At 62.9% G+C, this 23,565-nt stretch carries 19 protein-coding genes; 12 read left to right on the top strand and 7 right to left on the bottom strand.

What is annotated here, in order from left to right:
- Positions 1–103: 103 nt before the first annotated feature.
- Complete coding sequence (locus HV670_RS09570; protein ID WP_175104597.1) at positions 104–910, bottom strand: IclR family transcriptional regulator; 807 nt, start codon at positions 908–910, stop codon at positions 104–106.
- Positions 911–1,084: 174 nt separating this feature from the next.
- Between HV670_RS09570 and HV670_RS09565 the strand changes: the two genes are divergently transcribed.
- Genes HV670_RS09565 through pcaF form a run of 3 tightly spaced genes read left to right on the top strand, consistent with a single transcriptional unit; the run spans position 1,085 to position 3,716 of the window.
- Positions 1,085–1,792, top strand: coding sequence for a 3-oxoacid CoA-transferase subunit A (locus HV670_RS09565; protein WP_175104528.1), 708 nt, complete (start codon positions 1,085–1,087; stop codon positions 1,790–1,792).
- 11 nt (positions 1,793–1,803) lie between these two features.
- Positions 1,804–2,472, top strand: coding sequence for a CoA transferase subunit B (locus tag HV670_RS09560; protein WP_175104527.1), 669 nt, complete (start codon positions 1,804–1,806; stop codon positions 2,470–2,472).
- 41 nt (positions 2,473–2,513) lie between these two features.
- Positions 2,514–3,716: a 3-oxoadipyl-CoA thiolase gene (gene pcaF, locus HV670_RS09555; protein ID WP_175104526.1), complete on the top strand. Its 1,203-nt coding sequence runs from the start codon at positions 2,514–2,516 to the stop codon at positions 3,714–3,716.
- 24 nt (positions 3,717–3,740) lie between these two features.
- On the opposite strand, the gene HV670_RS09550 is transcribed toward pcaF, so the two are convergent.
- The 3 genes from HV670_RS09550 to HV670_RS09540 all read right to left on the bottom strand — a co-directional run bounded on the left by HV670_RS09550 (position 3,741) and on the right by HV670_RS09540 (position 8,714).
- Complete coding sequence (locus HV670_RS09550; RefSeq protein ID WP_175104525.1) at positions 3,741–5,852, bottom strand: acetyl/propionyl/methylcrotonyl-CoA carboxylase subunit alpha; 2,112 nt, start codon at positions 5,850–5,852, stop codon at positions 3,741–3,743.
- A 3-nt stretch (positions 5,853–5,855) separates the two neighbouring features.
- On the bottom strand, positions 5,856–7,463 hold the full coding sequence (locus tag HV670_RS09545) for a carboxyl transferase domain-containing protein (protein ID WP_175104524.1): 1,608 nt from the start codon (positions 7,461–7,463) through the stop codon (positions 5,856–5,858).
- Positions 7,464–7,538: 75 nt separating this feature from the next.
- Entirely contained in the window at positions 7,539–8,714 is a 1,176-nt protein-coding gene (locus HV670_RS09540) for an isovaleryl-CoA dehydrogenase (RefSeq protein WP_175104523.1), read from the bottom strand.
- A 457-nt stretch (positions 8,715–9,171) separates the two neighbouring features.
- Between HV670_RS09540 and HV670_RS09535 the strand changes: the two genes are divergently transcribed.
- Positions 9,172–10,548 carry a sigma-54 dependent transcriptional regulator gene (locus tag HV670_RS09535; RefSeq protein ID WP_175104522.1) on the top strand — a complete coding sequence of 459 codons (1,377 nt, stop codon included), beginning with the start codon at positions 9,172–9,174 and terminating at the stop codon, positions 10,546–10,548.
- A 37-nt stretch (positions 10,549–10,585) separates the two neighbouring features.
- On the opposite strand, the gene HV670_RS09530 is transcribed toward HV670_RS09535, so the two are convergent.
- Both HV670_RS09530 and HV670_RS09525 read right to left on the bottom strand, forming a co-directional pair.
- On the bottom strand, positions 10,586–12,166 hold the full coding sequence (locus HV670_RS09530; RefSeq protein WP_175104521.1) for a hypothetical protein: 1,581 nt from the start codon (positions 12,164–12,166) through the stop codon (positions 10,586–10,588).
- Positions 12,167–12,291: 125 nt separating this feature from the next.
- Positions 12,292–13,431, bottom strand: a complete 1,140-nt coding sequence (locus HV670_RS09525) for an ornithine cyclodeaminase (protein WP_175104520.1) — start codon at positions 13,429–13,431, stop codon at positions 12,292–12,294.
- Positions 13,432–13,775: 344 nt separating this feature from the next.
- On the opposite strand from HV670_RS09525, the gene HV670_RS09520 reads away from it, so the two are divergent.
- From HV670_RS09520 to HV670_RS09510, 3 genes are all read left to right on the top strand, one after another.
- On the top strand, positions 13,776–14,219 hold the full coding sequence (locus HV670_RS09520) for an Lrp/AsnC family transcriptional regulator (protein WP_175104519.1): 444 nt from the start codon (positions 13,776–13,778) through the stop codon (positions 14,217–14,219).
- A 410-nt stretch (positions 14,220–14,629) separates the two neighbouring features.
- Positions 14,630–14,908, top strand: a complete 279-nt coding sequence (locus HV670_RS09515; RefSeq protein ID WP_175104518.1) for a DUF4148 domain-containing protein — start codon at positions 14,630–14,632, stop codon at positions 14,906–14,908.
- Between the two features lie 375 nt (positions 14,909–15,283).
- A complete protein-coding gene (locus HV670_RS09510) occupies positions 15,284–15,580 on the top strand; it encodes a DUF4148 domain-containing protein (RefSeq protein WP_175104517.1) in 297 nt (98 codons plus the stop codon).
- 231 nt (positions 15,581–15,811) lie between these two features.
- On the opposite strand, the gene HV670_RS09505 is transcribed toward HV670_RS09510, so the two are convergent.
- Positions 15,812–16,564, bottom strand: coding sequence for an SDR family NAD(P)-dependent oxidoreductase (locus HV670_RS09505; RefSeq protein ID WP_175104516.1), 753 nt, complete (start codon positions 16,562–16,564; stop codon positions 15,812–15,814).
- A gap of 162 nt (positions 16,565–16,726) precedes the next feature.
- On the opposite strand from HV670_RS09505, the gene prpB reads away from it, so the two are divergent.
- The 5 genes from prpB (at position 16,727) to HV670_RS09480 (ending at position 23,452) form a co-directional block, all read left to right on the top strand.
- Complete coding sequence (gene prpB / locus HV670_RS09500; RefSeq protein ID WP_425511405.1) at positions 16,727–17,632, top strand: methylisocitrate lyase; 906 nt, start codon at positions 16,727–16,729, stop codon at positions 17,630–17,632.
- An 11-nt stretch (positions 17,633–17,643) separates the two neighbouring features.
- Positions 17,644–18,867, top strand: a complete 1,224-nt coding sequence (gene prpC, locus HV670_RS09495) for a bifunctional 2-methylcitrate synthase/citrate synthase (RefSeq protein WP_175104515.1) — start codon at positions 17,644–17,646, stop codon at positions 18,865–18,867.
- A 78-nt stretch (positions 18,868–18,945) separates the two neighbouring features.
- Positions 18,946–20,397 carry a bifunctional 2-methylcitrate dehydratase/aconitate hydratase gene (locus tag HV670_RS09490; RefSeq protein WP_175104514.1) on the top strand — a complete coding sequence of 484 codons (1,452 nt, stop codon included), beginning with the start codon at positions 18,946–18,948 and terminating at the stop codon, positions 20,395–20,397.
- A gap of 123 nt (positions 20,398–20,520) precedes the next feature.
- Positions 20,521–22,806 (top strand): P-loop NTPase fold protein, encoded by a 2,286-nt coding sequence (locus HV670_RS09485; RefSeq protein WP_175104513.1) that lies wholly within the window; start codon positions 20,521–20,523, stop codon positions 22,804–22,806.
- Positions 22,807–22,882: 76 nt separating this feature from the next.
- Positions 22,883–23,452 (top strand): peroxiredoxin, encoded by a 570-nt coding sequence (locus HV670_RS09480; protein WP_175104512.1) that lies wholly within the window; start codon positions 22,883–22,885, stop codon positions 23,450–23,452.
- The last annotated feature ends 113 nt before the right edge of the window (positions 23,453–23,565 follow it).

Genomic DNA, 23,565 nt, shown 5'->3' with positions numbered 1-23,565 from the left:
GCTCAGGCATTCGTCGGCCGCGTTGTCCTGGAGCTGTTTGATGAGGACCGGTGTAAGCGCGGTCGACGGGCCGTCGTAGACGACCTTACCATGCACGGCCGGCTCAGCCGCGCAAGGCGACCAGGGTTGAAACGCGCAAGGCCGCAGCCTGTAACGGCGGCAGAAAATCCCGAATCATCTGCTTGGCGGTACTGCGCTGCGCATTGCCGCTGACATTCATTGCCGCAATGATCCGGCCTTGCCGGTCGCGAATCGGCGCGGAGATCGAGATCAACCCCGTTTCGAGTTCCTGGTCGACGATCGCCCATTGTTGCTCGCGCACCTGCGCGATGATCTTCTTCAGTTCCGCCGGATCGGTGACCGTGCGTGGCGTGCGCTGCCGGAGTTCCGAAGCGGCCAGCACTTCATCGAGCTTCGCTTCGTCGAGGCCGGCGAGCAGCACACGTCCCATCGAGGTACAGAACGCAGGCAGGCGGCTGCCCGTGGCAAGATTGATCGCGATGATCTTCTGGGTCGGCACGCGCAGCACGTAGACGATTTCAGTCCGATCGAGCACTGAGGCCGAGCAGCTTTCATGAACCTGTGCGACCAGATGCTCCATCACCGGCTCGGCGAGGTTCCAGATCGGCATGGAAGTCAGGTAAGCGAAGCCGAGGTCGAGTGTCTTGGCGGTCAGCCTGAACTGCCGCCCTTCCGCATCGACATAGCCGAGCGTCTGCAGCGTCAGCAGGATCCGCCGTGCGGCCGCGCGCGTGAGGCCGGCCGTGGTAGCCACCTCGGACAAGGTCTGCGAAGGGCGCTGCGCATCGAAGGCGCGGATCACCGCGAGGCCGCGCGCGAACGATTGGACAAACGAGTCGCCTGGGCGTTCAGCGGTTTCGCCGGGAGGCTGAGCGGATGGGTCGGACATGGTGATTGGCGGGTTGCGAGTCGACGTTTTAAGCGAATTCGGCATGCGGAACTCCGGGCACGTGCCTTGACACCCTGTGGCGCAAGTCACTACTATTCGACAAACGTTCGCTAAACGAATCTATGTGCGTATAGCGAACTTTTCATACCGGTAAGCATAGTAGAGGATGACAGGATGATCGACAAGATCTTTACTTCAGTCGCCGCGGCCGTCGAAGGCATCAGCGATGGTTCGACCGTGATGATCGGTGGCTTCGGGACGGCGGGCATGCCCTCGGAACTGATCGACGGCCTGCTCGAAACGAGTGCGCGCGACCTGACGATCGTGAGCAATAACGCGGGCAATGGCGAGATGGGCCTCGCTGCGCTGCTCAAGGCGCGCCGCGTACGCAAGATTATCTGCTCGTTTCCGCGCCAGACGGACTCCTATATTTTCGATGGCCTGTTCCGTGCGGGCGAGATCGAGCTCGAAGTCGTGCCGCAGGGCAACCTCGCCGAGCGTATCCGCGCGGCCGGTGCGGGGATCGGCGGTTTCTTCACGCCGACCGCCTACGGCACCCTGCTCGCCGAAGGCAAGGAGACGCGCGTGATCGACGGGCGCCACTATGTGCTCGAGGGACCGCTGCATGCCGACGTCGCGCTGATCAAGGCTCACAAGGGTGACCGCTGGGGCAACCTGATCTACCGCAAGACCGCGCGCAACTTCGGGCCGATCATGGCGATGGCGGCGAAGACCGCGATCGTGCAGGTTTCCGAAGTGGTGCCCCTCGGCGGACTCGATCCGGAGAGTATCGTAACCCCGGGCATCTTCGTTCAACGCGTGGTGCAGGTCGAGCCGCGGGCTTCGACCCGGGCCGGTGATGCGGCGGCGAAAGCGGCCTGAAGGAGAGAATGATGAAGAAACTGACTCGTGATGAAATGGCCCGGCGCGTCGCGCAGGACATTCCCGAAGGCGCGTATGTGAACCTCGGCATTGGTGTGCCGACGCTTGTCGCGAACCACCTCGCGGTCGACCGCGAAATTTTCCTTCACAGTGAAAACGGCCTGCTCGGCATGGGCCCGGCGCCTGCGGCCGGCGAAGAGGACGACGAGCTGATCAATGCCGGCAAGCAACATGTGACCTTGCTGAGCGGCGGCGCATTCTTCCACCATGCCGATTCGTTCGCGATGATGCGCGGCGGCCACCTCGACTACTGCGTGCTCGGCGCGTTCCAGGTTTCGGTCAAGGGCGATCTCGCGAACTGGCATACCGGCGCGCCGGATGCGATTCCGGCCGTCGGCGGGGCGATGGACCTCGCGATTGGCGCGAAGCAGGTGTTCGTGATGATGGAGCACCTGACCAAGAGCGGCGAAAGCAAGATCGTCGCCGAGTGTTCATACCCGCTCACCGGCATCGGCTGCGTCGGCCGCATCTATACGGATCTCGCGGTGCTCGACGTGACGCCCGACGGACTCGTCGTGCGCGACATCTGCGCGGACATCTCGTTCGAGGAACTCCAGAAACTGACCGGCGTGCCGCTGCGCGACGAAAGCGCGAACCGCGCCGCGCGTAATGCGGCTTGAATGCAGCCTGACTGCCACTGCCCACTCTTTGAAAAGTAATCATGACTGAAGCTTTTATCTGCGATGCCATCCGTACGCCGATCGGGCGTTACGGCGGCGCACTGTCCTCGGTCCGTGCGGACGACCTCGGTGCGGTTCCCCTGCGTGCGCTGGTCGCGCGCAATCCGAATCTCGATCCTGCGGCGATCGACGATGTGATCTTCGGTTGCGCGAACCAGGCCGGCGACGACAACCGCAACGTCGCGCGCATGTCGCTGCTGCTCGCGGGCCTGCCGTTGACGGTGCCCGGCAGCACGGTGAACCGGCTCTGCGGTTCGGGCATGGACGCGCTCGGCGTCGCGGCGCGCTCGATTCGCGCCGATGAATACGAAGTGATGATCGCGGGCGGCGTCGAAAGCATGAGCCGCGCGCCGTTCGTGATGCCGAAGGCAAACTCGGCGTTTTCGCGGCAGGCGCAGATCTTCGATACGACCATCGGCTGGCGATTCGTGAATCCGCTGATGAAGCAGATGTACGGTGTCGATGCGATGCCCGAAACGGGTGAGAACGTCGCGAAGCAATTCGGCGTGTCGCGTGCCGACCAGGATGCGATGGGCCTGCGCAGCCAGTTGAACGCATCGCGTGCGCAAAAGGACGGCACGCTCGCGCAGGAAATCGTGCCGGTGTCCGTGCCGCAGAAGAAGGGCGATGCCATCGTCGTCGAGCGCGACGAGCATCCGCGTGAGACGAGCCTTGAAGCGCTCGCGAAGCTCAAGGGCGTGGTGACGCCCGACGGTTCCGTGACGGCCGGCAACTCGTCGGGTATCAACGACGGCGCCGCAGGGCTGCTGATCACGAGCGAAGCCGCCGCGAAGCGCTTCGGCCTGACGCCGCGCGCACGCATCCTCGGTGTCGCCACCGCGGGTGTCGAACCGCGGATCATGGGCATCGGACCGGCGCCCGCTTCACAGAAGCTGATGGCGCGCCTGGGCCTGACCATCGACCAGTTCGACGTGATCGAACTCAATGAGGCGTTTGCCTCGCAAGGGCTGGCCGTGTTGCGCACGCTCGGCGTGGCCGACGACGATCCCCGCGTGAACCCCAATGGCGGCGCGATCGCGCTCGGCCATCCGCTCGGCATGTCCGGTGCGCGGCTGGTCGGGACGGCGATGTATCAGCTGCAACGCACGCAAGGCCGCTTCGCGCTCTGCACGATGTGCATCGGCGTCGGGCAGGGCATCGCCATGGTGATCGAGCGCGTCTGAGCGGGAGTTCATGGTTCGGGCGGGTCAAGCCGATGCTGGGGCCGGCCTTGCTTTGGCCTCGGGATCGACAAAGCGCAGCAGTTGCGCGCCGTCCGTGACCTGGTCGCCGATGCCGAACAACACCTCGTCGACGATGCCCGCGGCCGGTGCGACGATGGTGTGTTCCATCTTCATCGCCTCGATCACGAGTAGGGGTGCGCCCTTGTCGACCCGTTGCCCCTTGTCCGCGAAGATCGCGACGACCTTGCCGGGCATCGGCGCGGTGAGGCTGCCTTCGCCATGATCCGTGTCGCCCGCGTGCGCGAGCAGGTCGCGCCATTCCAGGCGGTACTCGATGCCATGCAGGAAAACGTGGACGACCTCGGCCGCGATAAATGCACGGGCTCGCGTTTGTGTATGGCCAAACGATACATTTAGCGCGTGCGCGTCATCCGGTTCGCGCCGGAATGAGAAGGGAAGCGTTTCACCGCCGATCCGCAGGGATGAGGTGTTCGCATTTCGTATCAAGGTGGCGATGCACGGCCGTGCCTCTGCATCGCCCTCGGACAGTGTCGACAGCGGAAACTCCCGTTGATAGGGGGCATTCAAGCGCCATCCGCCAAGACCTGTCCACGGGGTGGTTGCCGAAGCTGTCGCTGCCACTGCCATTTCGGTGCTGAGCAGCGCCGCCACCGCGAACGCGAGCGCCAGCGCAGGCGTCGGCGCTTCAGCTGGGAAGAGCTCCGCATGATGGCGTTCGATCAGGCCGGTATCGAGATCCGCGGTCGCGAAAGGCTCGCTCGCGATCAGCCGTTGCAGGAATGCAATATTGGTCGACAGGCCGACGACTTCGAAGGAATGCAATGCCGCGCGCATCGCCGCCAACGCATCCGTGCGATCGCGGCCGTGGACGATCAGCTTTGCGATCATCGGATCATAGTAAGGGCTGATCGCGTCGCCTTCCCGCACGCCGCTGTCGATGCGCGTGGTCCGGCTGTGAGCGCCCTGGTCGGCCGGAGCAGTCGCACGGCCATGCGCCGGAGTGATCACCGCGCCGACCGAAAACTCGATGGCGGCCGGCGTGCGCAAATAGGCAAGCCGCCCCGTTGACGGCAAAAAGCCGCGCGCGGGATTCTCCGCATAGATCCGCGCCTCGATCGCATGGCCGCACAAGCGCAATTGCTCTTGTGCGAGCGGTAGTCGTTCGCCATCGGCCACGCGCAGCTGCCATTCGACGAGATCGAGGCCCGTGATCATCTCCGTGACGGGGTGCTCGACCTGCAGGCGCGTGTTCATCTCCATGAAGTAGAACGCGTCGTCGGCGACGATGAACTCGACCGTGCCCGCGCCCACATAGCCGACCGCGCGTGCCGCGGCCACGGCAGCCCCGCCCATTGCCTCGCGGCGTGCGGTGCTCAGCCCCGGGGCCGGCGCCTCCTCCAGAACCTTTTGATGCCGCCGCTGGACCGAGCAGTCGCGTTCGAACAGATAGACTGCTTCGCCGTGCGTATCGGCGAACACCTGGATTTCGACATGGCGCGGACGGATCAGATACTTCTCGATCAGGACCCGGTCGTCACCGAAGCTCGCACGCGCTTCGCGCTGGCATGAGGCGAGGGCGGCCGCAAAGTCGGCACTGCGTTCGACGACCCGCATGCCCTTGCCGCCGCCGCCGGCGCTCGCCTTGAGCAGCACCGGATAGCCGATCGCGTCGGCCTCGCGCTTGAGCAGCGCGGGCGATTGATCGTCGCCGTGATAGCCCGGCACCAGGGGCACGCCGGCCTGCGCCATCATCGACTTGGCGGCGGCCTTGGAGCCCATCGCCGAAATCGCGCCGGCAGGCGGTCCGATGAAAACGACGCCGGCCTCGAAGCACGCCTGGGCGAATGCCGCGTTCTCCGACAGAAACCCGTAACCCGGATGAATCGCCTGTGCGCCGGTCGCCTTCGCTGCCGCGAGGATCTTCTCGCCGAGCAGATAGCTTTCGGTGGCTGGCGCGGGACCGATAAGGATCGCCTCGTCGCAGGCGGCGACATGCTTCGCGTCGGCATCGGCGTCCGAGTACACCGCGACGGTCGCCACACCGAGGCGCCGGCAGGTCGCCGCGACGCGGCAGGCGATTTCACCACGATTGGCAATCAGGATTTTATTGAACATGGCTCACATCCGGAACACACCGAACTTCGATTCGGGAATCGGCGCATTGAGCGCCGCCGATAGACCCAGCGCCAGCACGTCGCGTGTCTGCGCGGGATCGATCACGCCGTCGTCCCAGAGCCTCGCCGTCGCATAGTAGGGGTGCCCCTGCCGTTCATATTGATCGCGGATCGGCGCCTTGAAGGCTTCTTCTTCCTCAGTGCTCCACGTGCCACCCTTCGCCTCGATGCCGTCACGCCGTACGGTCGCCAGCACCGATGCGGCCTGTTCGCCGCCCATCACCGAGATGCGCGCGTTCGGCCACATCCACAGGAAGCGTGGCGAAAACGCGCGGCCGCACATCCCGTAGTTGCCCGCGCCGAATGAGCCGCCGATGATGACTGTGAGCTTCGGCACGCTCGCCGTCGAAACGGCCGTGACCATCTTTGCGCCGTTGCGTGCGATGCCTTCGTTCTCGTATTTGCGGCCGACCATGAAGCCTGTGATGTTCTGCAGGAAGATCAGGGGGATCTTGCGCTGGCAGCAGAGTTCGATGAAGTGCGTGCCCTTGAGCGCCGATTCCGAAAACAGGATGCCGTTGTTCGCGATGATCCCGATGGGCATGCCCCAGAGATGCGCGAAGCCCGTCACGAGCGTCGTACCGTAACGCGCCTTGAACTCGTCGAAGGCTGAATCGTCGACGATGCGCGCGATGACCTCGCGGACGTCGAAGGGCTTGCGCGTATCGGTCGGGATCACGCCGTAGACGCTCGGGGGATCGAAGCGGGGCGGCAGCGCCGCCACGGACGGGCCTGGATGCGGGCTGCGCCGGTTCAGATTGCCGACGATCGTCCGTGCAATCGCGAGTGCGTGCGCATCGTTGTTCGCAAGATGATCGACGACGCCCGACAGACGCGTATGAACATCGCCGCCGCCGAGGTCTTCCGCACTGACGACTTCGCCGGTCGCGGCCTTGACGAGCGGCGGCCCACCCAGAAAGATCGTTCCCTGGTCGCGCACGATGATCGACTCGTCGCTCATAGCGGGAACGTAGGCACCGCCGGCCGTGCACGAACCCATCACCACGGCGATCTGCGGGATGCCCTGTGCCGACAGGTTCGCCTGGTTGAAAAAGATCCGTCCGAAGTGTTCGCGGTCCGCGAACACTTCGTCCTGATTCGGCAGGTTGGCGCCGCCCGAGTCGACCAGGTAGACGCAGGGCAGATGGTTTTCCGCGGCGATCTCCTGTGCGCGCACATGCTTCTTCACGGTCATCGGGTAGTACGTGCCGCCCTTGACCGTGGCGTCGTTGCAGACGAGGACGCACTCGATGCCCGCGATGCGTCCGATGCCGGTGATGATGCCCGCGCCGGGCGCATCGTCCTTGTACATCCCGTTGGCGGCAAGCGGTGAGAATTCGAGAAACGGTGTGCCGGGGTCGAGCAACTGCGCGACACGGTCGCGCGGTAGCAGCTTGCCGCGTGCGAGGTGTTTGTCGCGCGTCGCCTTTCCGCCGCCGAGCGCGGCCTGTTCGGTTTTGGCGCGCAGCGCATCGACGAGCGCCTGCATGGTGGTCGCGTTCGCGATGAAATCGCTTGAGCGCGGGTTCAGTTTGCTATCGAGGATCGGCATCGTGTGGGCGGGTTGCTCGGGCAGTCGTGGCTTCGACGGGTACGGCGCAGGCCGCCGTGCTCAGAGGACACGTGTTCAGGCTGTCTCGTTGAACAGCTCGCGGCCAATCAGCATGCGGCGAATCTCGCTCGTGCCCGCGCCGATCTCGTAGAGCTTCGCGTCGCGCCACAGACGTCCGACCGGATAGTCGTTGATATAGCCGTTGCCGCCGAGGATCTGGATCGCTTCGCCGGCCATCCACGTGGCCTTTTCAGCCGTATAGAGGATGACGCCCGCGCAGTCCTTGCGCAGGTCGCGCAGATGACCGTCGCCGAGCGTATCGAGTCGCTGCCCGACCGCATAGAGATAGGAGCGGCACGCCTGCAACGTCGTATAGAGATCGGCGACCTTGCCCTGGATCAGTTGGAATTCTCCGATCGGCTGGCCGAACTGCTCGCGCTGGTGAATGTACGGAATCACCGAATCCATCACCGCGACCATGATGCCGACCGGGCCACCTGCGAGCACTGCGCGCTCGTAGTCGAGTCCGCTCATCAACACTTTCGCGCCGCCATGCAACTGCCCGAGGATGTTCTCCGCGGGGACCTCGACATCGACGAACACGAGTTCCCCCGTGTGTGAACCGCGCATGCCGAGCTTGTCCAGCTTCTGCGCGACCGAAAATCCCTTCATGCCCTTTTCGACGATGAACGCCGTGATGCCGCGCGCACCGGCCTCCGGATCGGTCTTGGCGTAGACCACGAGCGTGTTGCAGTCGGGGCCATTGGTGATCCACATCTTCGTGCCGTTCAGGCGGTAGTGGTCGCCATGCTTGTCGGCGCGCAGCTTCATGCTGACCACGTCGGAGCCCGCGTTGGGCTCGCTCATTGCCAGTGCGCCGATGTGTTCTCCGCTGACGAGCTTCGGCAAATACGTGGCCTTTTGCGCCGCCGTGCCGTTGCGGTGGATCTGGTTCACACAGAGATTCGAATGCGCGCCGTACGACAGGCCGACCGAAGCCGACGCACGCGAGATCTCCTCCATCGCGATCATGTGCGCGAGATAGCCGAGGCCGGTTCCGCCATATTCTTCGTCGACCGTGATACCGAGCAGGCCGAGGTCGCCGAACTTGCGCCAGAGGTCCATCGGGAACTGATCGGTGCGGTCGATCTGGGCCGCCCGCGGGGCGATTTCGGCCGCCGCGAAGCTCGCGATCGAGTCGCGCAGGGCATCGAGGTCGGGATTGGCCGGCAGGCCGAGGGGCGCAAGCATGATGTCTCCTTCGCGTTGCTTTACGTTAACGTCAAGCTGAAGACATTGTTGCCGATGCGTTTTGCGAGGTCCAGTGGAGCGCGCCTAGGGCAAACCCTAGCGGGCTTGGTAAACGGCGGAGCGAACGGATATCTTCAAGGCCCGCATGTCTTGGGTGGTCCAGATGCGAGGTTAGAAGATAATCATTGGCGATGAAGCGGTTTTGCATGGAGAATGTCATCGTAGTGAAAATAATCAGCCGCGGCGCATGACGTCCGGCGAACGGCGAACCGGCAAGTTCGGCAATAACGAGGCCCCGGCAGCTACAGACCAATTGGAATAAACATGTTCGTTGTCCTGGCCCTGGCGGGCGCCATCGCGGCTTTGTCGTCGAGCCACGCGTATGGGACATGCCGCCGCACGTGGGGGGTGCACCTTTCGTCAGTGCGCTCGGTGTTGCGCATGCCAGAGCCGCGTGATGGAAAATAGCCCGCGCAGCCTGATTTACCTGACCCGTACGTCCGACCAGACACTGCGAGGCTTGCTGGCGTCCCGGGGCTGGACCATCCGTGTCGTGTCCTCCGCGCGCGAGGCCGAGCGCGAAGCCATGCGCGATGCCGCCTCGGCGGGCCTGCTCGACCTGAACAGTCAGTTCGACAAGCACGAGCTCGCCTCGCTCGAACGCTGCCTGTCGGCTTCGAAGGTCGGCTGGGTCGCGGCCGCGAGCGCCGAGCAAATGGCCGACGCTTCGATTCGCCGGCTGATCCGCGACTATTGCTTCGACTATGTGACGATTCCGTGCCCCGACGAAAAGCTCGTCAACGCGCTCGGCCATGCCTATGGCATGGCGGCGCTGACCGTTGGTGCCGGTGAGCATGCGGTCTCGCACGGGCCGCTCGGCGAAATGGTCGGCTCGTCCGAGGCCATGCTCAAGCTGTTTCGCGCGCTGCGCAAGGTCTCGGCGACTGACGCTCCCGTTTTTGTGCACGGGGAATCGGGCACGGGCAAGGAACTGTGCGCACAGGCGATCCACGACCAATCGCCGCGGCGGCGTGCGCCGTTCGTCGCGATCAACTGCGGCGCGATCACGCCGCAGTTGCTGCTCTCGGAGCTCTTCGGCTATGAGCGCGGCGCGTTTACCGGTGCGAGCCAGCGCAAGATCGGCCGCATCGAAGCCGCCAACGGCGGCACGCTGTTTCTCGACGAGATCGGGGATCTGCCGATGGAAGGGCAGGCGAGCCTGTTGCGTTTCCTGCAGGAAGGCGTGATCGACCGGCTCGGCGGTTTCGAGTCGATTGCCGTCGATGTGCGTGTGATTTCCGCGACTCACTTCGATCTCGACGCGGCCATGCGCGAGGGCCGTTTTCGTTCGGATCTCTATCACCGTCTCTGTGTCTTGCGTATCGACAACCCGCCGCTGCGCGCACGCGGCAAGGACATTGAGATACTCGCGCGACATGTGCTCGAGCGCTACAAGAGCGATGCCTCGAGGCCGCTGCGCGGTTTTTCGGACGATGGCGTGCGGGCGCTCTACAACTACGATTGGCCGGGCAATGTGCGCGAACTGATCAACCGGGTGCGGCGCGCGATCGTGATGACCGACGGAAGGCTCGTGACCGCCGAAAACCTCGAACTCGAGCAGACGGAGACGCCCATGCTGAAGACCCTCGCTCAAGCACGCGAGCGTGCCGAGCGCGAGGTCATCGAGCAGGCACTCGAACGTCATCCCGGACGCCTGGTCGACGTCGCGCGTGAACTGGGGATCTCGCGCGTGACGCTCTATCGCTTGATGAGTGCGCTCGGCATGAGCGCACCGAAGGATGACCGCGATTTGCGGGAGGCGGCGGAAGGCTGAATCGCTTTCATCCGGGCGCGCGACCCGATGCGCCGCCTTATCGCTGCATGCACCGCTGCAGTGGTGGTTCGCACGGCTCGGTCAGCCGGTGGACCACGCTCGCGAGCCAGTGTTGCAGAATCAGCGTGAACCGGTAGGTCAGCCGCAGCGGAAACTGGGCGTGATCCCACCAGGTGGCATGTCGCCCCGAGACTTTGCCCCAATGATTCTGTCTCGGTTCCAGATACAGATGAAGACGACGTTCCCCGCTTTCGACCATCTGCGACATGCGCACGCCGAAGGGCTCGAGGTTATGGCCGATTCTTGTCTGCACTCGGATATCGTGGCCGCCTCTTGAACTTCGAAGCGCCTCGGCGAGCGCCGCTTGATCCCGCGCGAGCAAGCCGAGTACATCGTTCGTCGACAGCGCACAGAGGGTACGGAACTGTTCGAGTGCTGTTTCGACACGGTCGCGTGTCCCAGCGTCGTTTTGCAGTGCGCGGATTCTCAACGAGAGATATTCGGCGACATCGAGCAAGGCCTCCATGCGAAGAGAGAACAGTTCGTGCCGGCATTGCGTGCCGATTTGGCTGAGAAGGACGCGTATCGTATCGGACATGCTCGAGGCGAAGCGCAGCAGGCCAACTAGGGGGGCCATCCAGTCGGGTTCATCGAGGCGTCCTGGCCATGCCAGTTCGTTATTCGCGAAGAGGCCCACGCGCACCGGTGCAATCAGGTAGTTCAGCATGGTGAACACCGTCGACAGATGGCGCGCCACTTCACCTGCTTCGTAGCATGCCATCCCGGTGCGCCGGGACATGGCCAAGCGGGACAAGCCGGGCAGGCAGGCCGAACCGGCCGCACCAAGCTGGTTGAGCACGGCATCGGCCAGCTTCAGCGTGCATTCGGTGCGCGTCAGATAGTCGTCCACCATATGATGGCGGGCAATCGTTTGATAGCTGAGACCTGCAGTCAGCGGTGCCTTGATCACCTCTGCGCACATGAGTCCGTAGGAGGCGGCGACACTGCCGAACGGCAGATTGGCATGGCGGAACGAGTCGAAGCCGAGCGCGCCGGTCGTGGCGGTATCGATTGCCATCTGCATGCCGACGCCCACCACGATCGGTACGCTGACCGCGAACGACAGGGCGTCGCGCCAGGCTCGTATGCCGGTTCCGTTGCAGGTCGACGTCCTGAGGGTGCGGAAGTTGGCCTCGAGCGCTTCGCGCAGTGTGGCGCCTTCGAGTTGCGCAAGGCGGATTCCCGCACACTGCAGTGCATGCGAGAATTCCGCGCCGTAGAAACCCTGCAGCGCGCCGGTCGTTTCCCACGCGGCACGGACGACTCGCGGCAACGGTTCAGACAAGCCCCGATCGCGATTGGACGCTAAATGGAGAATGCCGGTCTCCCCAGGGCGGTCAGCTTCGTCGATGAAATAAGCCGGGTTGAGTTGGAATTCCGAGGCTCGAAGCCCTGATGTCGACGGTCCGGCTACGCATTCGTCGACCGTGGGATGCAGCGCATTCGACACCGTCGTTCGCGGTTGCGTGAGGCTTGCCGGATGCATGGACTCGATGCGAACCGGGGGCGACATGGGGCCATGTGCCGCGACCACGTTGACCGAGCGCTGCGCGCTCACGAGATCATAACTGTTGGAACGGGGGCGCCAGCAGTGCGCTGCCGGCATGGGCCGGCAGTGGGGACATGAAAACATGGAGATCCTTGGTCATTGCCGCCCCGGAATGGGCGGCACCTGAGCGCAGATCATCCCGATATGAACGCCGACGGGCTTTCACGGAACGGTTGATTCGCCGTAACCTTGGCGAACGCCGCCACATTCTGAACAGAACTCGATAGAGGGGCGCAACCGGCGAGTGCCGACGGCCGATTGTCGAGCAGATATCCGAACAAATTCTTAGGATCAGGCGCCTCGGCAACAAGGCCAATCTCAGTTCCGATGCCGAGTCGTGTAGCTGTGTCGAGCAGATAGCGCAAGGTCGAAAAGTCCTCGAGCGCGAAGCCCACGGAATCGAAGACAGTGACTTCGTCGTTCGTATGCCGGCCCGGCTCCTGGCCCGCGAGGATGCACGACAGTTCAGTGACGACAAACGAGGCGGGCATTTGCTGGATCTCGCCTTCGATGCGCGATTGCGGTTCGAATTCGACCACCACGCGTGCGCGCTCGAGTATCTTCGGATCAAGCTCCGTCTTGCCAGGGCAATCGCCGCCGATCGCATTGAAGTGCATGCCCGGTTCGACGAGCGAAACATCGACGATCGTCGCGAGACGCTTGTCGGCCGTCGCGGTGGTGACGATATCGGTGCCGCGCATCGCTTCAGCGACCGAAGCCGCGCGCGTGATGCGCAAGCCGCGCCAGGGCGCAAGGTTGCGGATCAGCTTTTCCGTCGCCGCCGCGTCGACATCGAAGGCGCGGATTTCGTCGATGCCGAGCAGGGCGTGAAAGGCAAGCGCCTGGAATTCAGACTGCGCGCCGTTGCCGATCAGGGCCATCTTGCGCGAATGGGGTCGCGCAAGCCGACGTGCGGCGACCACCGAGGTCGCCGCGGTGCGGATCGCCGTGGCGAGTGTGAACTCACTGAGCAGCAGCGGATAGCCGGTGGCCACATCGGCCAGCGCGCCGAATGCCATGACGGTCGGCAGGCCGACACGCGAGTTGTTCGGATGGCCATTGACGAATTTGAAGCCGAAGCGCGTCTTGTCCGCGACGGGCATCAGTTCGATTACACCGTCGAGCGAGTGAGCCGCAACACGGGCGTTCTTGTCGAACGACGACCAGCGCAGGAAATCTGCCTCGATCTCGCTGGCAATGTCCTCCAACATCCGTGGCACGCCGACCGCGTCGATTAACCTGAACAGGTCGGTGACGTCGAGATAGCGGGTCATGTTGAATCTCCAAAGAGTCTGTGGCGAATCCGGGTTCCGAAGGCAGGACGCCACGTGGTGCGATTAAACGCAACCGGGTGTTTCAAGGCCTGCCGGCCGCTCGCGCCGATGTCAGGGGATCGACGCCCGGTGGGTTCAGGCGCAAACAGGGAGCAGGCGGCGGAGCCGGGTGAATTTGCGGGGAGCCGTCGCCCTGTCTGATTGTGCCGGTTTGCAAGGTCAACAAATAGCCAGCAGAGTGCGCAATCCGTTAGCCCTTCGCGTCAAAGTGACAGCAATGACTGGCACAATGCTGACTTGGCGTATCGCGTTTGAAAGATTGCGAGCATTCCCGGGAGAGACCGATGGCCGAAGCACTGCATTCACTCGACGACACCGATCGTCAATTGCTGGCGCTTCTCCGGGACAACGCCCGGCTGCCGGTTGCCCATCTCGCCAAGGCCCTGCGCGTGTCCCGCGGGACGGTGCAGAACCGGATCGACCGCATGCAGGCCGAGGGGGTGATCGTCGGCTATACCGTCCGGCTCAAGCCCGAAGCCGAGGAGCAACGCGTCCGCGGCTGGATGAGCATCGCGGTTGAAGGCAATCGCGCCGGGCAGGTCTTGAGCGCTTTGCGCGGCGAGCCGGCCGTCCAGTCACTTCATACGACGAACGGTCGATGGGACGTCGTGGCGGAAGTACGTGCCGACGATCTGGGCGCGTTCGACCGCGTGCTCACGCGAATCCGGACGATCGACGGCATCGCGGCGACGGAAACGAGCATTCTGTTGTCGACGATGAAGCTCTAAGCATATTTTCTCCCTTTGGTCGATAGGGGCGATCTCCATTGGACGTTGTGGTTTTGATGAGATTGCTCCTCGGAAAGTCGAAATTTTGACCTTGAGGGCTCCGCAGATCGTGTGTTTCCCAAGCTTGCGCGCATAGATCCCCTGACGGCATTGAGGGCTCTCCGTCGACATTTTTTCGACGTATTTTTCTCAAGATCCTTTGTGGGCAGGCATTTTCGGCTAGCCCCCATTCACGGAATAGGGTTTTGCAATGCAGCATTCGTGCCTTGATTATTGCGACAAGCGAAACTATTTATTTCGGTTATCAACCTTTTTGTTCGATAGCCTAGGGTTTACATTAGCTCCAACGGCGAGACGTCTTACGAGGACTCCGCCGAAACCGAGATAAATCCATCGCTAGGAGTAACACCATGAAACGCACCCTGATTTCCGCCCTGCTCGTTTCCGCCGCTGCTGCACTTGCCGCCCCCGCCTTTGCCCAGAGCACCGGCGACGTCGGCCTGACCCGCGCTGAAGTCAAGGCACAACTGGTTCAGGCAGAAGAACAAGGCAAATTGATTGAGCAAACGCCCCGCAACAACTTCCCTGTCGGGCGTGACGCACAGCCGCGCCAGTACGCCGTTGCTCCGCATCATGTCGCCAACACCGATGTCGCTGCGACCGCGCCCACGTCGGGCATGCAAGAGTAAGTCCGTAAGACGTCTGTAAAACGCGTAGTGATTTTTGCACCCTTTGTTTCATCGGTTTTCGCAAACGCCTCGGCGTTTGCCCAAAGCTAGCTGGTCTGCGTCACTCCTCGCACCCTGGACTATCCATAAGGTGTGTTTTAAGCCCGACAGCGATCCTGTCGGGCTTTTTTGCGTTCAGATTGAGCGTTGCCTTCGAAATTTGAAGCCTGCGACCGAATGCCGCAGCTTGGCGGTGGTGCCCTGCATATGGGATCTGAAGCACCTCTAACTTTCCGAAAAACTCATTTCTCACTATTCGCGTCGATGTTCATCAAGATGTCGCTAGATTAAGGCACGGACATGTCTTAGTGTCCGCCCTTCCAGGAGTCTGAATAGATGAAACGCGCGACCCGTCGTATTTCCCTGAGCCTCTTGCTTGCCGCTTCCATCAGCAGCTTTGCCGGCAGCGCGGCCGCGAATGCCGATTCGATGCATGCCGCGGCGCCGAAGATGACGTTGCAAGGCCTCACGCGCGAGCAGGTCAGGCAGGACCTGCATGAAGCTCACCGCAATGGCTTGCTGCACGCCAATCCCAACCAGTATCCGAGCGAGTACATCGAGCACGCACAGCGCCAACTGAGGACCTTGGCCAGTGAGGACGTGAAGGTATATCCGAAGGCGTTGATGGAGTGAGGGGGCGGGATGGTGGCCGGAAAGCAATGCTCATTCACCTGAGTGGACTGCTTCCGGCCGGCGATCTGCGCCGTGATCGAGCGGCTTTGGCAACTGTTGTTGCCTTGTGTGTCTGCCGCACACGTGCGAGCAAGCTGCGGCATGCGCGGATCGCGTCCTTTGCGCGACGCCCGGGCTTCGCTTATGAGAACCCGCGCATGCACCCGCGCATGAGCCTGCGCATGCACCCGCTCATGCGCCCGATCGAACGATCGAAAAGGCGCCAGATGCCTGGCACGTCGGCATCATTTCAATCGTATTGATGTTGACATGCGAAGGAAGCGACAGAAGCCATGACACAGTCTCGGCGATGTCGTCTGCAGTAATCGGCTCGGTGCCTTGGTAGACATTGGCCGCCTTCGACTCATCTCCTCCGAAACGTGTGACAGAGAATTCTGTGCCTCCACATAGGCCGGGCTCGATCGACGTCACCCGAACCTTCTTTCCGACCAGATCCGACTTCAGATTTAAAGTGAACTGATGGACAAACGCCTTGGTCGCGCCATAGACGTTGCCGCCAGGATAGGGATACGTGCCTGCAATTGAGCCAAGGTTGATGATCCAGCCGTGATTGCGCTCGACCATTCCCGGCAATGCAGCGTGGGTCATGTAGACAAGACCCTTGATGTTCGTGTCGATCATCGTGTCCCACTCGTCGAGCGAGGACTGTTGCGCGGGGCCGAGGCCAAGCGCCAGCCCTGCGTTGTTGACCAGCGCATCGATGGGGCCGTGTTGTTGCTCGATGTGCTTGACGAGCGCCGCGGTTGCGTCGCGGTCACGGACGTCGAGTTCGAACGCAATGAGTTTCGAACCCAGTTCCCTCGCCAGGGCGTCCAGTTTGTCCTTGCGGCGCGCGGTGGCGAAGACCGTGTGGCCGGCAGCAATCAGACGTTGCGCGATCGCGCGGCCAAAGCCGGCGGAGGCGCCGGTAATCAAAGCATTCATGGTAGGTGGACAGTGCGGGTGGGGAAGCCGCAAGTTTAGCGGGAGTTCGTGGCTCGCGTTGGGAGCCGCGCAAATGTCCGAGTACCGCATCGAGTATGCTTCAACGATCGCGCGTAAACGCATGCGCCCATCCCGCAATCCGCCGCTATCCGAGGAGCCTCCGTGATCCAATCCGACCCGTCCCGAGCTCGCCGCCGCAGTCCGGGCGCCGCATTCCGCGCCGCACTCGCCGAGGAAAGCCCTTTGCAGGTCGTCGGCGCCATTACCGCCTACGCCGCCCGCATGGCCCAGGCGACCGGCTACAAAGCGCTCTACATCTCCGGCGGGGGCGTCGCCGCCAACTCGCTTGGCATGCCGGACCTCGGCATCAGCACTATGGAAGATGTCCTGACCGACCTGCGCCGCATCACGGCCGTCACGGACCTCCCGGTCATGGTCGATATCGATACAGGCTGGGGCGGCGCCTTTAATATTGCACGCACCATCCGCTCCTTCATTCGCGACGGCGCAGCCGCGGTCCATATCGAAGACCAGGTCGGCCAGAAGCGTTGCGGCCACCGTCCGGGCAAGGAGCTTGTCAGCGCCGACGAAATGGTCGACCGCGTCAAGGCTGCCGTCGATGCCAGGACCGATCCCGACTTCGTCATCATGGCCCGCACCGACGCCGCCGCCTCCGAAGGCCTGCAAACCGCGATCGACCGCGCCTGCCGCTACGTCGAAGCCGGCGCCGACATGATCTTCCCGGAGGCGATGGGCGATCTCGAGTCGTATCGCAAGTTCAAGGAAGCCGTCAAAGTGCCGATCCTCGCGAACCTGACGGAATTCGGCTCGACTCCGTTCTTCACGCTTGATGAATTGCGCTCGGCGAACGTGGATATCGCCTTATATTGTTGCGGCGCGTATCGTGCGATGAATGCCGCGGCACTGAAGTTCTATGAAACCGTGCGCCGCGAAGGGACACAAAAGAACGTCGTCGATACGATGCAGACTCGCAATGACCTCTATAGATATCTCGACTACTACGCGTACGAGGACAAGCTCGACGCGCTGTTCTCTCAACAAAAGTAAGGAGAAGTTCGATGTCGGTATCAGCGAAGGCGACGACCGGGACGACCGCGCAAGGCAGTGACGGCACGGCCAGCGCCACGGGAACCGGTGAGACGACTCCCGGCTTCAAGCCGAAGAAGTCCGTCGCATTGTCCGGCGTGACGGCGGGTAATACGGCGCTTTGCACGGTCGGCAAGACGGGTAACGATCTTCACTATCGGGGTTATGACATCCTCGATATCTCGAAAGGTAGCGAGTTCGAGGAAATCGCCTATCTGCTCGTGCATGAAAAGCTGCCCACGCGCAGCGAGCTTGCCGCCTACAAACGAAAGCTCAAGGCGATGCGCGGTTTGCCCGCGAACCTCAAGGCGGCACTCGAATGGATTCCCGCCTCAGCGCATCCGATGGACGTGATGCGTACGGGTGTCTCGGTGCTCGGTACGATCCTTCCCGAAAAAGACGACCACAACATCGTCGGCGCCCGTGATGTCGCCGACCGGCTGATGGCTTCGCTGGGCTCGATTCTGCTCTATTGGTATCACTACAGCCATAACGGCAGGCGCATCGAAGTCGAGACGGACGACGACTCGATCGGCGGCCATTTCCTGCATCTGCTGCACGGCGCCGAGCCCTCGAAAGAATGGGTCGGAGCCATGCACACTTCGCTGATCCTCTACGCGGAACACGAGTTCAATGCGTCGACGTTCGCCGGCCGCGTGATCGCCGGCACGGGTTCGGATATCTACTCGGCGATCACGGGTGCGATCGGCGCACTGCGAGGGCCCAAGCATGGGGGCGCGAACGAGGTGTCGTTCGAAATCCAGCAGCGCTACGATTCGCCGGATCAGGCGGAGGCGGACATCCGTCAGCGCGTCGAAAACAAGGAAGTCATCATCGGGTTCGGACATCCGGTCTACACGATCTCGGATCCGCGCAACAAGGTGATCAAGGAAGTCGCACGCTCGCTGTCGAAGCAGGCGGGTTCGATGAAGATGTTCAATATCGCGGATCGGCTCGAGACGGTCATGTGGGACGCCAAGAAAATGTTCCCGAATCTCGACTGGTTCTCGGCGGTCTCGTACCACATGATGGGCGTGCCGACGGAGATGTTCACGCCGCTGTTCGTGATCGCCCGCACGGCGGGCTGGAGCGCGCACATCATCGAGCAACGGATCGACAACAAGATCATCCGGCCGAGCGCGAACTATACGGGTCCGGAAAACCTGAAATTCGTTCCGCTGTCGGAGCGCAAATAACTAGCCGTCTGGTCGGGTTGCCGGCTTTCGTCGGCGACCTTAGCATTCCACTCTCGTTCAACCCATCCACGAAGCCGCATGAGCCAAGCCATTTCCAACGTTCGCCCGCAGCCGGACCAGGTGCTGGTCGACATCGTCGACTATGTCCTCAACTACACGATCGACAGCGAGCTCGCGCTCGATACGGCGGCGCACTGCCTGATCGATACGCTGGGCTGCGGCCTCGAGGCGCTGAGCTATCCGGCGTGCACCAAGCTGATGGGGCCGATCGTCCCGGGCACAGTGGTGCCCCACGGCGCGAAGGTGCCGGGCACACCGTTCCAGCTCGATCCGGTGCAGGCCGCTTTCAACATCGGTGCGATGATCCGCTGGCTCGATTTCAACGACACCTGGCTCGCCGCCGAGTGGGGCCATCCTTCGGACAATCTCGGTGGCATCCTTGCCACGGCCGACTGGCTGTCGCGCACCCGCGTGGCTGGCGGCAAATCGCCGCTGACGATGAAGGACGTGCTCGTCGGCATGGTCAAGGCGCACGAGATCCAGGGCTGTATCGCGCTCGAGAACTCGTTCAACAAGGTGGGTCTCGATCACGTGCTGCTCGTCAAGGTCGCGTCGACGGCCGTCGTCGGGCAGATGATCGGGCTCACACGCGATGAACTGATCAATGCGGTGTCGCTCGCGTTTGTCGACGGCCAGTCGATGCGCACCTATCGTCACGCGCCGAACACGGGTAGCCGCAAGTCCTGGGCGGCGGGCGATGCGACCAGCCGCGCGGTGCGTCTCGCGCTGATCGCGAAGACGGGGGAGATGGGCTACCCGTCGGTGCTGACGGCGAAGACCTGGGGTTTCTACGACGTGCTGTTCAAGGGCAAGCCGTTCGCGTTCCAGCGTCCGTATGGCTCGTACGTGATGGAGAATGTACTGTTCAAGATCTCGTTCCCCGCGGAGTTTCACTCGCAGACCGCGGTCGAGGCCGCGATGGCCTTGCACGCTCAACTTGCGAAGGCGGGCAAGCGGGTTGAAGACATTCGCAAAATCACGATCCGTACGCACGAAGCGGCGATCCGGATCATCGACAAGAAGGGGCCGCTTGCGAACCCGGCGGACCGCGATCATTGCATCCAGTACATGGTGGCCGTACCGCTGATCCATGGCCGCCTGACGGCTGCGGACTATGAAGATTCGATCGCCTCGGACCCGCGTATCGACGTGTTGCGCGAGAAGATCGAATGTGTCGAGGATCCGCAATATACGAGGGATTATCACGATCCCGAGAAGCGTTCGATCGCGAATGCGCTGACGGTCGAGTTCAACGACGGCAGCCGCTTCGAGGAAGTGGCGGTCGAATACCCGATCGGCCACAAGCGCCGCCGCGCTGACGGGATTCCGTTGCTGATCGAGAAATTCCGGACGAACCTCGCACGTCGTTTCCCGGCAAAGCAGCAGGCAGCGATTCTGGATGCATCGCTCGACAGGAAAGCGCTCGATTCCATGCCGGTCAATGAATACGTCGATCTCTATGTGATCTGAGCGAAGCGTTAATCGAAGAGAGGCCCTGATTAAAGAATTCATTTTCGCGTCCGTTAAACAGTCGAACGGGCTTCTCTGAACCAGACCCGCGGCATTTGCCACCTCAACGCGAATTCACGGGCCATGAACGAGAGCACGAATCACGAACGTCGGAAACTGGCGGCCGCCGAAGCGGCGGCCTTTGCGCAGGTCATCGTGGCGGGCGGCCCGGCGGCACCGGCTTCCGTCGCGTTGTTCGGTGAAACCTCGAATTCCAAAAGCCTGTTCATCGATCGGGTGGTGTCGACGATCGGCAGGCTTACCGAGGGCGAGCCGGCACCGGGGCAGGGCCGTTTCGTCACGGTCCGTTTTTCCCCCTTGCCGAGTGAGCATGGTCAGCTTTGGGCGCAGTTCATCGAACACCTCTTTGCGGCGCTGAAACTCGGTTCGGCCGGTGCGGAGGCCACGAACGACGCTGATCCGCTGGCCGCTCAGCTGACAAGCGTCTTCAAGCTCGATGACCAGGCCAAGCGCGTGCTGCGCGCGCGCGAACGCGTGACCCGCGCCGAAGCGGCCATGGAGCGCGCACGCGAGGCCTACGAGAAAATCTACGGCAAACCGGTTCGGAGCGCGGAAAAAGTCAGTGTCGACGTGACCAGCGAGATTTTTGCGGCACGCCTGAAGAACGACAAGGCGAAGCTCGTACGCTTCGCGCGCGATTTCGGTGTACGCACGATGAGCGAAGACGTACTGCGCTCGCTGATGGCCGACGCGAGCACCCGCATCGGCCGAGCCCGGATGCTCGCATCGTCGCTGATGTCGATCGTCAAGCGGCGCCCGCTGATCGTCCTTATCACGACGGTCCTGGCGATCGTTGCGACGGCCGCGGCGACGCTCTCGTTCGACACTATCGGCGTCGACGTTCTCGCGCAGTTCATGCCGAAAGACCTCGCACGGCCGCTCGGCGACGTGGCCGTCGCGGTGACGGCCGCGGTGCTCGCATTCCGTATCGGCCTGTTCGGTCCGGCGCGTGCGATCGGTTACCTGCGGCACCTGGACAAGCAAATTCGCACGACGATCGAACGCGAGACCGGGCGGGAGCAGGTCAAGTCGTCGGCCAAGGCCACGGTCCTCGCCAAACGCGAAACAGATGTCGGCAATGCCTGGCAGGCGCTGACTGACGCCGAGCGCGAATTGAATGACGCGCGTGCCGAACTTGCGGCCGCGACGCCGGGCGGCCATCCGGCTGGCGAGCCGCCGGTCCGGCCACCGCGCCCTCCGAGGGCACGGTATGGCGAGGTACCCGAGTCGGACGCCGCGGCACAATTGGCCGAAGAATACGCGAAGGCCGCGGCGGAAGCTGAGGCAGGGGTGGAAGATGTTCAGGACGGGAATGCGCCGGCATCCGAGGGATCAGAGGCACTTGAGGCATCCTCGGCAACCGAGGCCTCCCCCAAGCCGCTGGCCCCGGTCGGCCGGGTCGTCGTGATCTTCGACGGTCTCGATCGCTGCGGCAACAATGCGCTGACCAATGCCTTGCGTGCGATCGACGCGATGATGACCTTGTCGCAATTCACCGTGCTCGCCACGCTCGACCAGGAGCGGATCAACAAGACCTTGCGCCGCGAAGACGAAAAGCGGGCGATCGAGAAGGAGGACGAGTTGGGGCAGCCGCGCCGTCCGACCGACGACTTCATGCCGGGCGCGGGCACGACGGCGCTGTCGGACGAATATCTGTGCGGCCGCTTCGACACCTTCTATTGGGTTCGCGACGAGTCCGAACCCGCTCTCGTCCACAACTCCGCGTCCGTCGGCGAACATCTCGCGGAACTGGCCTCCGACTACGACGAGGAGTGGTGGAATGCGCCCGGTGGCAGCCGCGAAGCCGAATTCGCGGGTGCGATCGAAGAGGTCACCTTGTCACAGCCGGAACGCAAGCTCATCCAGAGACTCGACATCATCGCCAATCAGTCGGCAGGAGGCGGCCAGCGGCTCATTCACGCCTACTACCTGATCAAGTCCTCGCTCGGGCCGGCACTGATGGAAGGCTTCGTCGGCACCGAGGGCACCCGTCCGCACTATCGCGCGGTGCTTGCCCAGCTGGGTTTCATCTGCGGGATACCGCGCCTGTTCGAACGCTATGTGGCGGTGCAGAACATGAGTGCACGGCGCAACGAAGACATGCATGGCCTCATCATGCGTCTGCGCCGCTTGAATTTCGACCGGATTCGCGGCGGCGGTCGTTATATGGAGGTCCTGCAGATGCTGGAGGAGCTCGATCCGAGTAGCGCGATGGTCCACGCACTCGCGCTGCACGCCAATACAGCGGCGCGCTTTTCGCTATGCAGCCCGGACCTGGTGCCGATGTTCGACATGCCGAGCAAGCAGGGCGAGCGCGACCAGCGCAGCCGCAGCGCCCTGCATGCCTGAGCAAGACCCGCGAGCCGACTCGCACGGGAACGGGCACAATAGGCGCCATGGGGCATGCGCCCGATCGGAGACTCAGATGGGAATGGAGCGGATTATTGGCAAGACTGCGGCAGCGTTGATGGCATTCGCGGCAAGCGGCGCGTTCCAGTTGGCGCACGCCGAACTGCAAAAGGGTGAGGCGGCGCCTCCCTTCACGGCGCAGGCATCGCTGGGCGGCAAGGTGTTCTCGTTCTCGCTCGAGGACGCGTTGAAAAAGGGGCCGGTCGTGCTGTATTTCTACCCCGCCGCGTTTACAAAAGGGTGCACGATCGAGGCACACTTGTTCGCGGATGCGGCCGACAAATTCCGGGACGACTATCGCGCGACGGTCATCGGTGTGTCACATGACAGCATCGAGACGCTCAACAAGTTTTCGGTCAGCGAATGCCGGAGCAAGTTTCCGGTCGCGGCCGACGGCGATCGCAAGATCATGACGAAGTACGACGCGCGGATGACGGTCTTACCGATGGCGGACCGCGTTTCGTACGTGATCGAGCCTGACGGCAAGATCTGGTATTCGTATCAGAGCATGGACCCCAGCCAGCACGTGAATAACACGTTGAGAGCGCTCGACGACTATCAGAAGACGCATCCGGCACAGAATTGAGGCGATGCGCCGAAGACCGGCCGGTCATGCCTTCGGGCGGTGGCCGGTCGCTACTTCATCTGCCACACTCCCGCTGCCTACACAGCCCCTGGTATGTTGCATCGACCGGTTGA

Source organism: Pararobbsia alpina, from assembly GCF_902859895.1.
GTDB lineage: Bacteria > Pseudomonadota > Gammaproteobacteria > Burkholderiales > Burkholderiaceae > Pararobbsia > Pararobbsia alpina.
The sequence above is the reverse complement of the archived record's forward strand: the minus strand, read 5'-3'. Positions and strand labels throughout refer to the sequence as shown.

Excerpts from the sequence above, each read along its gene's own strand:
- HV670_RS09570 (WP_175104597.1), bottom strand. The coding sequence starts at position 910 with ATGTCCGACCCATCCGCTCAGCCTCCCGGCGAAACCGCTGAACGCCCA.
- HV670_RS09565 (WP_175104528.1), top strand. The coding sequence starts at position 1,085 with ATGATCGACAAGATCTTTACTTCAGTCGCCGCGGCCGTCGAAGGCATC.
- HV670_RS09560 (WP_175104527.1), top strand. The coding sequence starts at position 1,804 with ATGAAGAAACTGACTCGTGATGAAATGGCCCGGCGCGTCGCGCAGGAC.
- pcaF (WP_175104526.1), top strand. The coding sequence starts at position 2,514 with ATGACTGAAGCTTTTATCTGCGATGCCATCCGTACGCCGATCGGGCGT.
- HV670_RS09550 (WP_175104525.1), bottom strand. The coding sequence starts at position 5,852 with ATGTTCAATAAAATCCTGATTGCCAATCGTGGTGAAATCGCCTGCCGC.
- HV670_RS09545 (WP_175104524.1), bottom strand. The coding sequence starts at position 7,463 with ATGCCGATCCTCGATAGCAAACTGAACCCGCGCTCAAGCGATTTCATC.
- HV670_RS09540 (WP_175104523.1), bottom strand. The coding sequence starts at position 8,714 with ATGCTTGCGCCCCTCGGCCTGCCGGCCAATCCCGACCTCGATGCCCTG.
- HV670_RS09535 (WP_175104522.1), top strand. The coding sequence starts at position 9,172 with ATGGAAAATAGCCCGCGCAGCCTGATTTACCTGACCCGTACGTCCGAC.
- HV670_RS09525 (WP_175104520.1), bottom strand. The coding sequence starts at position 13,431 with ATGACCCGCTATCTCGACGTCACCGACCTGTTCAGGTTAATCGACGCG.
- HV670_RS09520 (WP_175104519.1), top strand. The coding sequence starts at position 13,776 with ATGGCCGAAGCACTGCATTCACTCGACGACACCGATCGTCAATTGCTG.
- HV670_RS09515 (WP_175104518.1), top strand. The coding sequence starts at position 14,630 with ATGAAACGCACCCTGATTTCCGCCCTGCTCGTTTCCGCCGCTGCTGCA.
- HV670_RS09510 (WP_175104517.1), top strand. The coding sequence starts at position 15,284 with ATGAAACGCGCGACCCGTCGTATTTCCCTGAGCCTCTTGCTTGCCGCT.
- HV670_RS09505 (WP_175104516.1), bottom strand. The coding sequence starts at position 16,564 with ATGAATGCTTTGATTACCGGCGCCTCCGCCGGCTTTGGCCGCGCGATC.
- prpC (WP_175104515.1), top strand. The coding sequence starts at position 17,644 with ATGTCGGTATCAGCGAAGGCGACGACCGGGACGACCGCGCAAGGCAGT.
- HV670_RS09490 (WP_175104514.1), top strand. The coding sequence starts at position 18,946 with ATGAGCCAAGCCATTTCCAACGTTCGCCCGCAGCCGGACCAGGTGCTG.
- HV670_RS09485 (WP_175104513.1), top strand. The coding sequence starts at position 20,521 with ATGAACGAGAGCACGAATCACGAACGTCGGAAACTGGCGGCCGCCGAA.
- HV670_RS09480 (WP_175104512.1), top strand. The coding sequence starts at position 22,883 with ATGGGAATGGAGCGGATTATTGGCAAGACTGCGGCAGCGTTGATGGCA.